Source organism: Myxococcus faecalis, assembly GCF_050039385.1.
GTDB lineage: Bacteria > Myxococcota > Myxococcia > Myxococcales > Myxococcaceae > Myxococcus > Myxococcus fulvus.
In genome coordinates this window covers 10,707,636-10,721,782 of sequence record NZ_CP144336.1, presented here as the reverse complement: position 1 = coordinate 10,721,782, position 14,147 = coordinate 10,707,636, and the positions used below count along the sequence as shown (strand labels likewise).

Sequence of the window (14,147 nt, the reverse complement as noted above, 5' to 3'; positions counted from 1 at the left end):
CCTCCGAGGGCGGCGGTGGGCCGCGAGGGATGGCCTGACCTTCCCGCGAAGGCCGGGGGCGAAGCGCCACCCGGGGCGCTGTCCGCGTCCCAGATGGGCTCGAGGCAGGTTTTCGGGCTCCGTGGGCCTCCCACCACCCGCCCCTCATCGCGGCGCGTGCTGGCGTCCTAGGCGCCGCCCCTTCCCAGCCCTCGTCTGCCGAGGACCAGTGCGTTCGACGGCGTTCGTTCCCACTGACCGCTGCGGGGCAGCTCCGGATTCACACCGGATTCCCTTGCTAAACCTCGTGGACCCCCACGAGGCACCTCGGGCGGGGCGGACCCTACCCGCTGCCCGGCGCGTCGCCAACAGGGCAGGTGGGTCGACGAGCGCACCGGAGGCCTCATGCCCCGCCACTCGGTACCCCCGCGCGCGCGGCGCTGGGATAGCGTGCGCCGCATCCATGTTCGTCTTCCTCCTCGTCGCCGTGCTGGGGCAGGCGCCGGCCGTCGCCCCATCCGAACCGGGCGCGCCCTCCGCCGTCCGAAGCCAACCCGACGTCGTGCCCGCTCCCGCGCCCGAGCCGCCTCCGGCCGTGTTGCCCCCGGCCACCCACGAACTCTTCCAGCGCATCCAGAACCGCGTCGCCCAGGTGCGCATCATCGAGCGCCGCTCGGGCACGCGCTCCTCCATCGGCTCCGCCTTCTTCGTCTCGGGCGACGGGTACGCCATCACCAACTACCACGTGGTCTCCGACGTGGTGCTCCACCCGGAGGACTACACCGCGCAGCTCGTGCTGCGCACCGGCGGGGAGCCCGTGCCCGCGCGCCTGGTGGACGTGGACGTGGTGCACGACCTGGCCGTCATCCGCATGGATGAATCGGTGAAGGACTACTTCGTCCTGGAGGACCGCGAGCCGCCCCAGGGCGCGCGCCTGTTCGCCATGGGCAACCCCCATGACCTGGGCACCACCATCGTCGAGGGCACGTACAACGGCTTCATCCAGGACTCGCTCTACGAGCGCCTGCACTTCAGCGGCGCCATCAACCCGGGCATGAGCGGCGGCCCGACGCTGACGGGGCAGGGCACCGTGGTGGGCGTCAACGTGGCCACCATGGGCAACCAGCTGGGCTTCCTGGTGCCGGTGCACCGCGCGAGGACGCTGCTCGGCCGGGCGCTGAAGATGGCGCCGGACGCGACGCCCGCGCTGCTGGAGACGGTGCGCGCGCAGCTCATCGAGAACCAGCAGCGGCTCACCGAGCAGATGCTCGCGGCCTCGCTGCCGAAGCAGGCCCTGGGCAGCTACCACGTCCCGGGGCGGTGGATTCCCTTCCTCAAGTGCTGGGGCGACACGCCGCATGACCCGGAGGTGCCGTACACCGTGACGAACTACCAGTGCTCGTCCGAGGAGGACATCTACCTGTCCTCGCGGCACCGCACCGGCGTGGTGGCCTTCCTGCATCAGCAGGCCTCCAGCCAGGAGCTGGGCGCGCTGCGCTTCTCCGCGCTCTACACCGCGCTGTTCTCGCAGGACCCGGACACGGTGGAGGCCTCGCGCGAGGACGTCACCAACTTCCGGTGCACCTCCGAGTTCGTGGACGTGGGCGGGCTGCCCGTGCGCGCGGCCATGTGCCTGCGCGCGTACAAGCGCTTCCCGGGGCTCTATGACCTGGTGCTGCGCGCCGCCGCGCTCAACGCCAGCACCAGCGGGGTGGACACCAGCCTCACGCTGGGCGGCTTCACGGCGGACAACGCGCGCAAGCTGGCGCGCCGCTACCTGGAGGGGCTGTCGTGGACGAAGTGATCTTCCTGGAGGTGTTGGAGGGTGACTCCGTCCACACGCGTCACCGGCTGGAGCGCTTCCCGGCCACGGTGGGCCGCGCGTACTCGAACGACGTCATCCTGGATGACCCGAAGGTCTCCGCCGAGCACCTGCGCATCGACCGCCGCGAGGACGGCGCGCTCGTGCTGCGCGACGTCGGCAGCGACAACGGCACCTGGCGCGTGCAGCCCTGGACGCAGCTGGCGGAGCTGGAGCTGGCGCCCGACACCCGCGTGGCGGTGGGGGACACGGTGCTGCGCTTCCGGGCCCGCAACCACGCGGTGCCGCCCACGGTGGTGAGCACCGTGTCCGGCGAGCCCCGCGAGCGCGTGTTCGAGCACCCGCGCGCCTTCCCCGTGGCGATGCTGTCCCTGCTGCTGTTCAGCGCGCTGGCGTCCTACCTGGGCAACTACGCGCGCACGGACTGGGGCGAGCTCACGGTGGCCCTGGTGATGCCCCTGACGCTCACGCTCCTGTGGGCCGGAGGCTGGGCGGTGGCCAGCCGCATCTCCCGTCGCCACTTCCACTACCGCGCGCACGCGACCATCGGCGCGCTGGTGCTGCTGGGCGCCGTCGCGCTGCCGCTGCTGGTGGCCGCGCTGGGCTTCAGCCTGGGCCTGGGCGCGAGCCTCTCCTGGGTGTACCACGCGACGTTCCTGCTCCTCATGGGCTGGGGGCTCTTCTGGCACCTGCGCTACGTGGCGCGGTGGGAGCCGGCGCGGCTGGTGCGGGTGCTCGTCGTGGTGACGCTGGCCTTCGGCGCCGTGTCGCGGGCGAACGATTTGCTGGGCAACGAGCCCTTCAGCACGTCGCTCGACTTCTCCCGCACGCTGCTGCCGCCCGTCTTCCGGGTGGCCCGCGCCCAGCCCGTGGAGTCCTTCTTCGAGGACCTGGACGGGCTCCAGGAGCAGGTGGACGCGCTCGCCAAGGAGGAGTAGCGCGCGACGACGCCCTGGGTGGGCTGGCGGTGTCAGACCTGGAAGGTAGCCTGCGTCGCTCGGGTGGTCGAGCGACCAGGAGGTCCAGGTGCGAGTGAGCGTGGCGCCGGAGCTGTCGTCGTTCCGGGAGGTGGCGCGTGGGTTGTTGGTGCGCGGCATGCCTCCGGACCGGGTGGAGTTCGAACAGGGGCAGGGGGCGTGGACGCAGTGGGTGGACCCGCTCCTGTCCGGTGGTGGCGCCCGGGCCGTCCCGGCGCTGCCCGCGGACTTCCTGTCCCTGGCGGAGAAGGTGGTGTGTCACCGGGATCCGGAGCGCTTCGCGCTGCTGTACCGCGTGCTGTGGCGGCTGACGCACGGTGAGCGGCGCCTCCTGGAGAAGGACGCGGACCGGGACGTCCAGCGGCTGCGGCGCATGGAGCGCGCGGTGCGGCGGGACCTGCGGGAGCTGGTGATTCGCGTCCGGTTCCATCGCGCCGCCTCGGATGGAGAGGCGCGCCATGTCGCGTGGTACCGGCCGGAGCACCTCGTCGTCCGGCTGGCCGCGCCCTTCCTCGTGGGGCGCTTCCCCTCGCTCCACTGGAGCCTCTTCACGCCGGACGCCAGCGCGCATTGGGATCGGGCGAGGCTGTCCTTCGGCGCGGGGCTCGTGTTCCCGGAGCCTGGGCCCTTTCCGGCCCGCGCCGCGTCGCCGGACCCGGTCCACGCGCGGCCGCGGGTGTTGCTGCTGGGGGACGTGCCCGGCACCCGGGAGGAGGGAGACGCGGCGTGCTTCGTGGGGCCCTCGGGCCGGCTGCTGGAGCTGGTCCTCTCGCGCGCGGGGCTGCGGAGCTCGGACCTGCGGGTGTCCCGGGCCCGCTGGCCGGGGCGTCGCTCGGGCGCGCTCAGCTGGCCGGAGACCCGGGCCCTGCGGGAGGAGCTGGCCTCGGAGGCGGCGCGGGTGCGTCCCCGGCTGCTGCTCGCGTTGGGCGGCGCCGCGGGGCAGGTGCTGCTGGGACCGGGCTTCCGGCTGGACGTGGGGCGGGGGCGGCTGGTGCCCTCCGAATGGGCTCCCGGCGCGCTGGCCACCTTCGCGCCGTGGGACGTGCTGCGTCGGCAGGACCCTCGCGAGCGCGCGGAGGCCCGCATCCACTTCGAGGCGGACGTGCGCGCCGCGGCGCAGTGGCTGAAGAGCCCGGAGGCCCTGGGCTCCTGAGCGGGCGCACGCGGGCGGCCTCGACAACGCGCGAAGCCGCCCTCCATATCGACAGGGCTCCTGGATGATTGCCTTCCGGAGGGCACTGCAGCCGGGCGCGTGAGCGCGGTGCTAGCCTCGACCTGGCCCAGGTGCGCTTCTCGGAGGGGACGCCATGCGTCGTTCAGCCCTGACCCTGTTGTTGCTGTTGTGCGCCGCGTGCGCGCGGACCTCGTCGGTGGTGCCGCGCCGCGGCCCCCCCGTCACCGTCGTCCCACCGGAGCTGGCGCTCGAGTCCGGTGACTCGCCCTGGGCCATCTCCATGCCCTTCGGCCTCGCGCAGGATGGCAGCGCGCTGGTGCTGCGCTTCCTGGAGCGGGCCGAGGCGTCCGGCGCGCGCTACCTCAGCAACGTGCAGGTGGTGTTCGTCGCGGACGACGCGGGCACGTCCATGGAGTGCCGGACGAACCTGATGCCGGAGGGCACCATCCCCCCGTGGAAGCCGCTGATCCGCACCGCGATGGCCGCGGGCGAGTACGCGCCGCTGAAGCTCGTCAGCCGTCCCGTGCCGGACGTGGTGGTGAGCTGCCAGGAGACGTGGGCCGTCACCATGGTTCCCCAGGCCGTCCGCGTGTCCAACGCGGGTGGCGCGCACCCGGGAGAGCTCACCATCGGCGGCAACATGGTGCGCCGTCCAGAGGTGCGCTGCGGGCCGGTGGCCACCCTGCGCCTGCTCACGCGCTACGCCTTCGAGGACGCCGTCGGCTACGTGCCCCCGCGCATCGAGCGGATGGGCGAGCACCGCCCGGAGCTGAAGCTCCAGGAGACGGAGGCGGAGTGCTACCCGAGGGACCCGGCCTCTCCCGGCGTCAACCGCATCGAGGCGATGGCCTATGGCGGCGCCGGACCGCGCGCCGCGTTCCTGGACGGCCCCATGACCCCGATGGAGGCGCCCAGGTCCGCACCTCAGATGGACCTCTGAGGTGCCCGCGCGCGGCTCACATGCCGCGCAGCGCGTGGGGCTGGTAGGGCGCCTCGAGCTGCTGAAGCTCCTCCGCCGTGAGCTTGAGGTCCACGGCGCGCACGGCGTCCTCCAGGTGCTCCGGCTTCGTGGCGCCGATGATGGGCGCCGTCACCACCGGCCGTGACAAGAGCCACGCCAGGGCCACCTGCGCGGGCGGCACGTTGCGCGCCTCGGCCACCTTCCGGTTGGCCTCCGCCACCTCCCAGTCACCCGGCTGGTCATACAGCACGGGCGCGTACGCATCCGTCTTCGCGCGCGTCGTGGAGCTGCGGTCCGTGAGCGACTTGCGGGAGCCCGCGAGCAGCCCGCGCGCCAGGGGAGACCACGGGATGACGCCGATGCCCTCCGCCTCGCACAGGGGCAGCATCTCCCGCTCCTCCTCGCGGTAGACCAGGTTGTAGTGGTCCTGCATGGACACGAAGCGCGACCAGCCGTGCAGGTCCGCCACGCCCAGCGCGCGGGCGAACTGCCACGCGAACGTGGACGACGCGCCCAGGTAGCGCACCTTGCCCTGCTTCACGAGCTGATCCAACGCCGCCAGCGTCTCCTCCAGCGGCGTGTGCGGGTCCATCCGGTGGATTTGATACAGGTCGATGGTCTCCACCCCCAGGCGCTTGAGGCTCGCCTCGCACGCCTGGACGATGTGCTTGCGAGACAGGCCCCGCATGTTGGGCCCGTCCCCCATGGGGAAGTACACCTTGGTGGCGAGCACCACCTCCTCCATGCGCGCATACCGTCGCAGCGCACGACCCGTCACTTCCTCACTGACTCCCAGCGAGTACATGTCCGCGGTGTCGAAGAAGTTGATGCCCAGCTCCACCGCGCGGCGGAAGAAGGGCTGGGAGGCTTCCTCGTTCAGGACCCAGGGTCGCCAGGAAGGCGTGCCGTAGCTCATGCAGCCCAGGCAGAGGCGGGAGACACGCAGGCCGGTGCGGCCCAGCTGTGTGAACTTCATGAAGTGCTCCTCTCGTCGGTGACGCGGGCCGTGAATATGCAGCCTGCGAGCGCCGCTGTGCTGGGTCATTCGTGATGACACGCCTTTTCTGGATGCCCCGAATCCATTAAAAGATAGGCGCATCCAGGGGACGCCAGTCGGTGCAGCCAAGACAACGCCCCCGGGTCGCTGGGACGCGTGTGTGCCGAGCTGAAACGGCTGGTGTCCTGCTGAAAAAATCCCCCCTCGGGACATCGACATGTATCTGCCGACTCGCGCTGCCCCCGCCTCCGCGTTCGTCCGTCCAGGTTCCGCCACGCTCGTGGATGTCTGTCGCATGCGAGCGTTCGATCAGCCCACGGACCCCATCTACACATTCGTCGATGAGGAGGGGGAGCACACCGTCACCTACGCGCAGCTGGATGCGCAGGTGCGGGCCGTGGCGGCCCGGCTCCAACGGGAGCTGGCTCCGGGAGAGCGCGCTCTCCTCATGTATCCGCCGGGGCGTGAGTACGTGGTGGGGTTCCTCGCGTGCCTGTATGCGGGCGTGGTGGCGGTGCCCGCGTATCCGCCGGACGTGATGCGGCTGGGCCGCACGCTGCCGCGCTTGCAGGCGCTGGTGGCGGATTGCGGCGCGAAGCTGGCGCTCACCACCTCCGGCATCTCGGAGCTGGTGGGGCCGCTCACCGAGGGCCTGGACGACCTGCGCGCGCTGCGCTGGTTGTCGACGGACGCGGTGCCGCTGTCGGAGGCGGACGGCTGGCGCGCGCCGGCGCTGAGCGACGCGACGGTGGCCTTCCTCCAGTACACGTCCGGCTCCACGGGCACGCCGAAGGGCGTGGTGCTGGCGCATCGCCAGCTGATGCACAACAGCGAGCTCATCGCGCACGGCTTCGACGCGAGCCCGTACCCGCGAGTCGTCTCGTGGCTGCCGCCGTATCACGACATGGGGCTCATCGGCGGCATCCTCCAGCCGCTGTACCGGGACATGCATGTGTCGCTGATGTCGCCGATGTTCTTCCTCCAGCGCCCCATGCGCTGGCTGGAGACCCTCTCCCGCCATGGAGGGACGGTGAGCGGCGGGCCCAACTTCGCGTTCGACCTCTGCGTGCGCAAGAGCACACCCGAGGAGCGGGCCGCCCTGGACCTGAGCCGTTGGGAGGTGGCGTTCTGCGGCGCGGAGCCGGTGCGCGCGGAGACGATGGAGCGCTTCGTCCAGGCCTTCGCGCCCTCGGGCTTCCGGCGTGAGGCGCTCTATGCCTGCTATGGCCTGGCGGAGGGGACGCTCATCGTCACGGGGCGCAAGCGCGTCGCGGCCCGTCCCGTGGACCTGGTGGTGCGAGACTTCTCGCGCGAGGCGCTGGAGCGCGGCGAGGCGCGCCGTCCGGAGCCGGGCGCCGAGGGTGTGACGCTGGTGGGCAGCGGCGAGGTGCTGGGCACGCAGGTGCTGCGCGTGGTGGACCCGGTGACGGGGGAGCAGAAGGCCCCGGGGCAGGTGGGCGAGCTGTGGTTGCAGGGGCCGAGCGTGGCGGAGGGCTACTGGCAGCGCCCCGAGGAGACGGAGCGGACCTTCCACGCGCGCATCGCGGGCACGGGTGAAGGACCCTTCCTGCGCACCGGAGACCTGGGCGTCGTCGACGGTGGCGAGGTCTTCGTCACGGGGCGCCTGAAGGACGTGCTCATCCTGCGCGGCCGCAACCTCTACCCGCAGGACGTGGAGCTGACGGTGGAGCGCAGCCACCCGGGCCTGCGCCCGGGCTGTGGCGTCGCGTTCTCGGTGGACGTGAAGGGCGAGGAGCGGCTCGTCGTCGTCCAGGAGGTCTCCGGCAAGGCGGTGGAGGCCGGGGCCGTCGAGGAGGCGGTGGCGCGCATCCAGGCCTCGGTGGCGGAGGAGCATGGCGTGGCGGCGCTCGCGGTGGTGCTCATCGCCGCGGGCAGCCTGCCGAAGACCTCGAGCGGCAAGGTGCAGCGGCGCGTCACCCGGCAGACGTTCCTGGAGGACGGGCTGGAGGTGGTGCACGCCTGGCGGGAGGGGAGGGTGGATGCGCACGCGCCGGACGCCGGTCCGCGCGAGCCCGTGTCGACGACGCAGGATGGAGACGTGCTCGCGTGGCTCCGGGAGGAGCTGTCGCGCAGCCTCGGTGTCGCGCCGGGTGGGCTGGATGCCGACGAGCCGCTCACACGCTACGGCCTCGACTCGTTGCGCGGGCTGGATGTGATGCACGCCGTGCAGCAGGCGTGGAAGGTGTCGCTGCCGCCCACGTTGTTGCTGCAGGGGCCCAGCCTGCGCGAGGTGTCCGCGTGGGTGGAGCGCATGCGGGGCACGGCGGAGGCGTCGTCCGCGACCGCGGGTGCCGAGGACTCGACGCCCCACGTCTCGGACGGGCAGCGAGCGCTGTGGTTCCTCCAGCGACTCGCGCCCGGTGCCACCGCGTACCACATCACGAGGGCCGTGCGGCTCTCGCCGCGGGTGGACCTGGCCGTCCTGGAGCGTTCGTTCAACGCGCTCGTCGCCCGTCACCCGGTGCTCGCGTGCGCGTTCCCCGAGGAGAAGGGCGAGCCCGTGTGGCGCGCCGCGACGGCGCCGGTGTTGGAGCAGGAGTCCGCGCGAGGCTGGACGGAGCAGGTGCTCCACGAGCGACTGGTGTCGGAGTCACATCGGCCGTTCGACCTGGAGCGTGGGCCGCTGCTGCGGCTGCGTGTCTTCACGGACGTGGAAGGGGGGCCGGTGTTGTTGATGGTCCTCCACCACCTGGTCACCGACTTCTGGTCGCTGGAGGTGTTGGCCGAGGAGCTGGGCGTGCTCTACACGGCGGGGAGACGCGGGGTGCCCCCGCTGCTCCCCGCGCCTGCTCCCGCGGTGGGGCCCATCCTCCGGGCGGAGGAGGCCCGATACACGGGGGCCCGGGGCGAGGCGCTCCAGTCCTGGTGGCGTGAGCGGCTGAGCGGCGAGCTGCCCGTGTTGGAGCTGCCCACCTCGCGTCCCCGGCCCCGGCTCCAGTCGTTCCGTGGCGGGACGGTGTCCTTCCGTGTGGAGGCGGAGACGGCGTCGCGGCTCGTGTCATTGGGACAGGCGAAAGGCGCCACGCCATTCATGGTGCTGCTCGCGGGCTACCTCGCGTTCCTGCGTCGCTACACGGGACAGGAGGACCTGGTGGTGGGCACGCCCACGGCGGGCAGGTCGCGCGCGGACCTGGCGCGACAGGCGGGGTACTTCGTCAACCCGGTGCCCCTGCGCGCGCGGGTGGCCCGCGGGGTGTCCTTCTCCGGCTTGCTCGCGGAGGTGCGAGGCACGGTGCTGGAGGCACTGGAGCACCAGGAGCTGCCCTTCGCGCGCCTCGTCGAGCGGCTCCAGCCGAGACGTGATGCGTCCCGTCCACCCGTCTTCCAGACGATGTTCGTGCTGCACTCGGGACGTCCGGGGCGCGAGGCGCTCGCGCCGTTCGCGCTCGGCGGCGCGGGGGCCCGCGTGAGGCTCGGCGAGCTGGAGCTCGAGTCGGTGCCGCTGCGCAACCAGGCCTCGGCCTTCGACCTCACGCTGTCGATGGCCGAGTCGTCTGGCGGCTTCGAGGCCAGCCTGGAGTACTGCTCGGACCTCTTCGACACCGAGCTCGCGGAGCGCATGGCCCGGCACCTTCGCGGGCTGTTGGACGCGGTGTCGCGAGCGCCGGAGACGCCGGTGCTGGACCTGTCGTTGCTCGGTGAGGAGGAGCGACGCGCCACGCTCGCGCTGGGGCGGAGGCCCGCGGCGCCCCGGCCCCCCGAGCCGCGAGGGCTGCACGAGGCCTTCGAGGCCTGGGCGGTGAAGACGCCCGACGCCGTGGCGCTGGTCGCGGGCGCCACGAGCTGGACGTACCGCGAGGTCAACGAATGGGCGGACCGGATCGCGAGTAGGTTGCGTCATCAGGGTGTCGGGCCGGAGGGGCGCGTCGCGACGTTGTTCGAGCGCGGTGGACCCGAGGCGGTCATCGCGTTCCTCGCGGTGCTCAAGGCGGGCGGCGTGGTGATGCCGTGCGAGCCCTCGCATCCTCCCGAGCGCATCTCCTGGTTGTTGCAGGACTCGGGGGCACGTTGGCTGCTCTCGCAGGACCGACTCGCGCGGAGGCTCGAGGTCCCCGCGGGGGTGATGTCGCTGCGTTGGGAGGAGTACGGCGCTCGTGACGCGCAGGCCGAACCCTCCGCCGAGCGGACCCCCTCCGTGCCGACGCTGGAGGGCGCGGCGTACCTCATCTACACCTCCGGGAGCACGGGGCGTCCCAAGGGGGTGCTGGTGCCGCATCGCGGGGCCCTGCACCTCGCGGAGGCGATGGGCCAGCGCTTCAACCTGGGGCCTGGCGCGCGGGTGCTCCAGTTCGCCTCGCCGGTCTTCGACGCCTCCGTGTCGGAGTACCTCCAGGCGCTCACGACGGGCTCGACGCTGCACTTGCCGCCGTCGGGCGAGGTGCTCGCGGGCGAAGCCCTGCACCGCATCCTCCGTGAGCAACGAATCACCCATGCGACGCTGCCACCGTCGGCCTGCGCGCTGTTGCCGGACGCGCCGTTGCCTGATTTGCGATGGCTCATCTCCGCGGGAGAGCCTTGTCCCGAGGACCTGGTGACGCGCTTCGCGCCGGGTCGGGAGATGATCAACGCGTACGGCCCCACCGAGGCCACGGTGTGCTCGACCTGGGCCACGTGCCGGGTCGGGGAGGGGGCGCCGGACATCGGTCGGCCGCTGCCCCAGGTCGACGCGTATGTCCTCGATGAAGCCCTGCGGCCGGTTCCCCCGGGTGTCGCGGGTGAGCTGTACGTAGGAGGTCCCCTGGTGGCCCGCGGCTACCTGGGGCGCCCGGAGCTGACGGCCGAGCGCTTCGTTCCGGACCCCTATGCCGACGAGCCGGGGGCGCGGCTGTATCGCACGGGAGACGTGGCGCGCTGGCGCGCCTCCGGTCACCTGGAGCTGCTCGGCCGCGTGGACGCGCAGGTGAAGCTGCGTGGGTTCCGCATCGAGCCGGGCGAAGTGGAGTCCGCCCTGCGTGAGCTCGCTGGCATGCGCCAGTCACACGTGCGCGTGTGGAGCCCGCCGTCGGGTGGTGAGCCTCGACTGGTGGCGTACGTGGTCCCTCCGGACGCGGGGATGCCGCCGCCGGGCGAGGTGCGCGCGAGCTTGAGGGCGCGCCTGCCGGAGTACCTGGTCCCCGCGGACTTCGTCGTCCTGGAGGCGCTGCCCGTGTTGTCCAGCGGCAAGGTGGACACGCGGGCCCTGCCACCGCCGACGCGCGCGACGCCGCAGGAGGGCGCGCCGCGCACGCCGCTGGAGGAGACGCTGGCCAAGGCCTGGGCGGAGACGCTCGGCTTTCCGGCGGTCAGCATCCACGCGCACTTCTTCGACGACCTGGGCGGCAGCTCGCTGTCGGCGGTGCGCGCGTGCGCCCGCCTGCGCGAGGCGCTCGGTCGTGATGTCCCCATCACCCACTTCTTCGAACACCCCACGGTCCAGGCCCTGGCTCGGAGGCTGTCCTCCGAGTCGGAGCCCGGGACGCAGGCCGTGAAGCACCAGGAGCGCGCGGAGGCCCGTCGTCAGGCCCTCCAGCGTCGCGGCGGAAGGAACAACCGAGATCATGGCTGACCAGGACCAGACGGGCGGTAGCGGCAACGACATCGCGATCATCGGCATGGCGGGCCGCTTCCCCGGCGCCGCGAACGTGCGGGACTTCTGGCGCAACCTCCTCGACGGCGTGGAGTCCATCTCCCTGCTGAAACCCGAGGAGCTGGAGGTCTCGCCGTTGGTGCCGGAGTCCCTGCGGCGTCACCCGGACTTCGTGCCGATGGCCAGCGTGCTGGAGGACGCGGACGCGTTCGACGCGGGCTTCTTCGATGTGCCTCCTCGCGAGGCGCTGTGGATGGATCCCCAGCAGCGCGTGTTCCTCGAGTGCGCCCACGCGGCCCTGGAGGACGCGGCCTATGACCCCGCGCGCTACACCGGGAAGATCTCCCTGTACGCGGGCGCGGGGCCGTCGCTGCACACGATGGGCATGTTGGGGCAGGGGCAGCTGGACCCGGCCTCGCTCTACGAGGTGATGGGCACCTCGGGCGAGAACCTGGCCACCAAGGCCTCGTTCAAGCTGCGGCTGCGCGGCGAGAGCCTCGCGGTCTACACGGCGTGCTCCACGGGCCTCGTGGCCGTCCACATGGCCTGCCAGAGCCTGCTCCTGCGCCAGTCCGACATCGCGCTCGCGGGCGCGGTGCGGGTCTCGCTTCCGCAGCGCACGGGCTACCTCTTCCAGGAGGGGATGATCCTCTCCCCGGACGGGCACTGCCGCGCGTTCGACGCGAAGGCCGCCGGCACGGTTCCGGGCAATGGCGCGGCGGCGGTGGTGCTCAAGCCGCTGGAAGACGCGCTCCGGGATGGGGACCACGTCTATGCCGTCATCCGAGGCTCCGCGCTGAACAACGACGGTGGCCTGAAGGTCGGCTACACGGCGCCCAGCGTCGAGGGCCAGGCGGATGCGATTGGCGAGGCGCTCGCCTACGCGGGGCTCACCGCGGACGACATCGGCTACGTCGAGGCGCACGGCACCGGCACGGCGCTGGGTGACCCCATCGAGGTGGCGGCGCTCACCCGCGCGTTCCGTCGCGACACGGACCGAAAGGGCTACTGTGGCCTGGGCTCGGTGAAGACGAACGTCGGTCACCTGGACACGGCGGCCGGGCTCGTGGGCCTCATCAAGACGGCCCTCGTGTTGTCGGAGGAGGAGCTGCCGCCCACGCTCCACTTCACGACGCCCAACCCCTCCATCGACTTCGCGAACAGCCCGTTCACCGTCGTCGCCGAGCGCAAGCCCTGGCCCCGGGGCGAGGTGCCTCGGCGCGCGGGCGTGAGCTCGTTCGGCATCGGCGGCACCAACGCGCACGCGGTGCTGGAGGAGGCGCCTCGACGCGAGCCCTCGGCCGCGAGCACCCGGCCCTCACAGGTCGTCACCCTGTCCGCCCGGAGCGAGCAGGCGCTCTCCGCGTCCCTGCGCGAGCTGGCGGACTGGTTGGAGACCGCGTCGCCGGACGTGTCCCTCGCGGACGTGGCCTTCACGCGCAACCGGGGGCGCGGCGCCTTCGAGCACCGGCTCTCGGTGACGGCGACGGACCGCGCGGAGCTCATCAAGAAGCTGCGCGGCAAGAACACCCCGCGGGTCCTGGAGGACGTGGCCGCGGCCCGCGAGCGTCGCGTGGCCTTCCTGTTGCCGGGGCAGGGCGCGCAGTCGCTCGGCATGGGGCGGGAGCTGTACGGCGCGGAGCCGCGCTTCCGCGAGACGGTGGATGCGTGCCTGACGCAGCTGGGACCCGTGCTCGAGAAGGAGCTGCGGGGCGTCCTGCTGCCAGTCGCGGGCGAGGAGGCCGCCGCGCGTGAGGCCTTGAAGGACCCCCGCCTGTCGCTGCCCGCGTTGTTCTGCGTGGAGTACGCGCTGGCGAAGCTCTGGGAGTCGTGGGGCGTCCAGGCGCACGCGCTGTTGGGACACAGCTTCGGTGAGTACACGGCGGCGTGCCTCGCGGGTGTCCTTCCGCTGGAGGACGCGCTGACGCTGGTGGTGACGCGCGGGACGCTGATGGCCCGCATGCCTCCGGGCAGCATGACGGCGGTGGGGTGCGCGGAGGAGGTCATCCGTCCGCTCATCACGGGGACGCTGTCCCTGGCGGCCGTGAACGCGGCGGAGCGCTGCGTCGTCTCGGGCCCGACGTCGGAGGTGGAGGCCCTGGAGCAGGAGTTGCTCGTGCGCGGCATCGCCGTGATGCGGCTGCCCGCGGGCCACGCGTTCCACTCCGTGGCCGTCGAGCCGCTGATGGACGAGCTGAAGAAGGTCGTGTCGGGCCTGCGGCTCTCGGCGCCTCGGGTGCCGTACGTGTCCAGCGTGACCGGCACGTGGATTCGTCCGGAGGAGGCGACGGACCCTGCCTACTGGGCCCGCCAGATGCGCGCGCCGGTGCGCTTCGCCGATGGCATGGAGACGCTGAAGCAGGACGGCGTGGCCGTGTTCCTCGAAGTGGGACCGGACCAGGCGCTCACCGCGCTGGCGAGACTGGCGCTCACGGGCCCCTCGGGACGCGTGGTGTCTTCGTTGCCGCGCTTGAACATGAAGGTGTCCGAGCACGGCGTGCTCATGGCGGCCGTGGGCGCGCTGTGGGAGTCCGGGCTGGCGCTGGACTGGAAGCAGTTCTACGCGCACGAGCGGCGACGCCGCGTGTCCCTGCCGACGTACCCCTTCCAGCGGCAGCGCTTCGCCCTGGAGGCTCCCAGGCTGCCCGTG

7 protein-coding genes and 1 riboswitch (1 of these 8 only partly in view) are annotated in these 14,147 nt (G+C 72.3%); of the genes, 6 read left to right on the top strand and 1 reads right to left on the bottom strand.

Going from position 1 to position 14,147, the window contains the following annotated elements:
• Window positions 1–86: 86 nt before the first annotated feature.
• A riboswitch (cobalamin riboswitch) is annotated at window positions 87–324 on the bottom strand.
• A 118-nt stretch (window positions 325–442) separates the two neighbouring features.
• From VZQ01_RS42365 to VZQ01_RS42350, 4 genes are all read left to right on the top strand, one after another.
• Window positions 443–1,783, top strand: a complete 1,341-nt coding sequence (locus VZQ01_RS42365) for a S1C family serine protease (protein WP_223784452.1) — start codon at window positions 443–445, stop codon at window positions 1,781–1,783.
• A complete protein-coding gene (locus VZQ01_RS42360) occupies window positions 1,771–2,739 on the top strand; it encodes an FHA domain-containing protein (protein ID WP_223784453.1) in 969 nt (322 codons plus the stop codon). Before VZQ01_RS42365 ends, VZQ01_RS42360 begins: the two co-directional genes overlap by 13 nt.
• 88 nt (window positions 2,740–2,827) lie before the next feature.
• On the top strand, window positions 2,828–3,931 hold the full coding sequence (locus VZQ01_RS42355) for a DUF4130 domain-containing protein (protein WP_223749895.1): 1,104 nt from the start codon (window positions 2,828–2,830) through the stop codon (window positions 3,929–3,931).
• A 154-nt stretch (window positions 3,932–4,085) separates the two neighbouring features.
• The gene (locus VZQ01_RS42350) at window positions 4,086–4,892 is read left to right on the top strand and encodes a hypothetical protein (protein WP_426746496.1); all 807 of its coding nucleotides are present in this window, start codon (window positions 4,086–4,088) and stop codon (window positions 4,890–4,892) included.
• Window positions 4,893–4,908: 16 nt separating this feature from the next.
• Here the strand turns inward: VZQ01_RS42350 and VZQ01_RS42345 are convergent, their stop codons facing one another.
• Window positions 4,909–5,889: an aldo/keto reductase gene (locus VZQ01_RS42345; RefSeq protein ID WP_426746495.1), complete on the bottom strand. Its 981-nt coding sequence runs from the start codon at window positions 5,887–5,889 to the stop codon at window positions 4,909–4,911.
• Between the two features lie 238 nt (window positions 5,890–6,127).
• Between VZQ01_RS42345 and VZQ01_RS42340 the strand changes: the two genes are divergently transcribed.
• Both VZQ01_RS42340 and VZQ01_RS42335 read left to right on the top strand, forming a co-directional pair.
• Complete coding sequence (locus VZQ01_RS42340) at window positions 6,128–11,476, top strand: non-ribosomal peptide synthetase (protein WP_426746494.1); 5,349 nt, start codon at window positions 6,128–6,130, stop codon at window positions 11,474–11,476.
• Window positions 11,469–14,147, top strand: the 5' portion of a protein-coding gene (locus tag VZQ01_RS42335; RefSeq protein ID WP_426746493.1) for a type I polyketide synthase. 8,679 nt of this gene lie beyond the right edge of the window; only the first 2,679 of its 11,358 coding nucleotides appear in the window; its start codon is at window positions 11,469–11,471; the stop codon falls past the right edge of the window. The genes VZQ01_RS42340 and VZQ01_RS42335 overlap by 8 nt, the downstream gene beginning before the upstream one ends.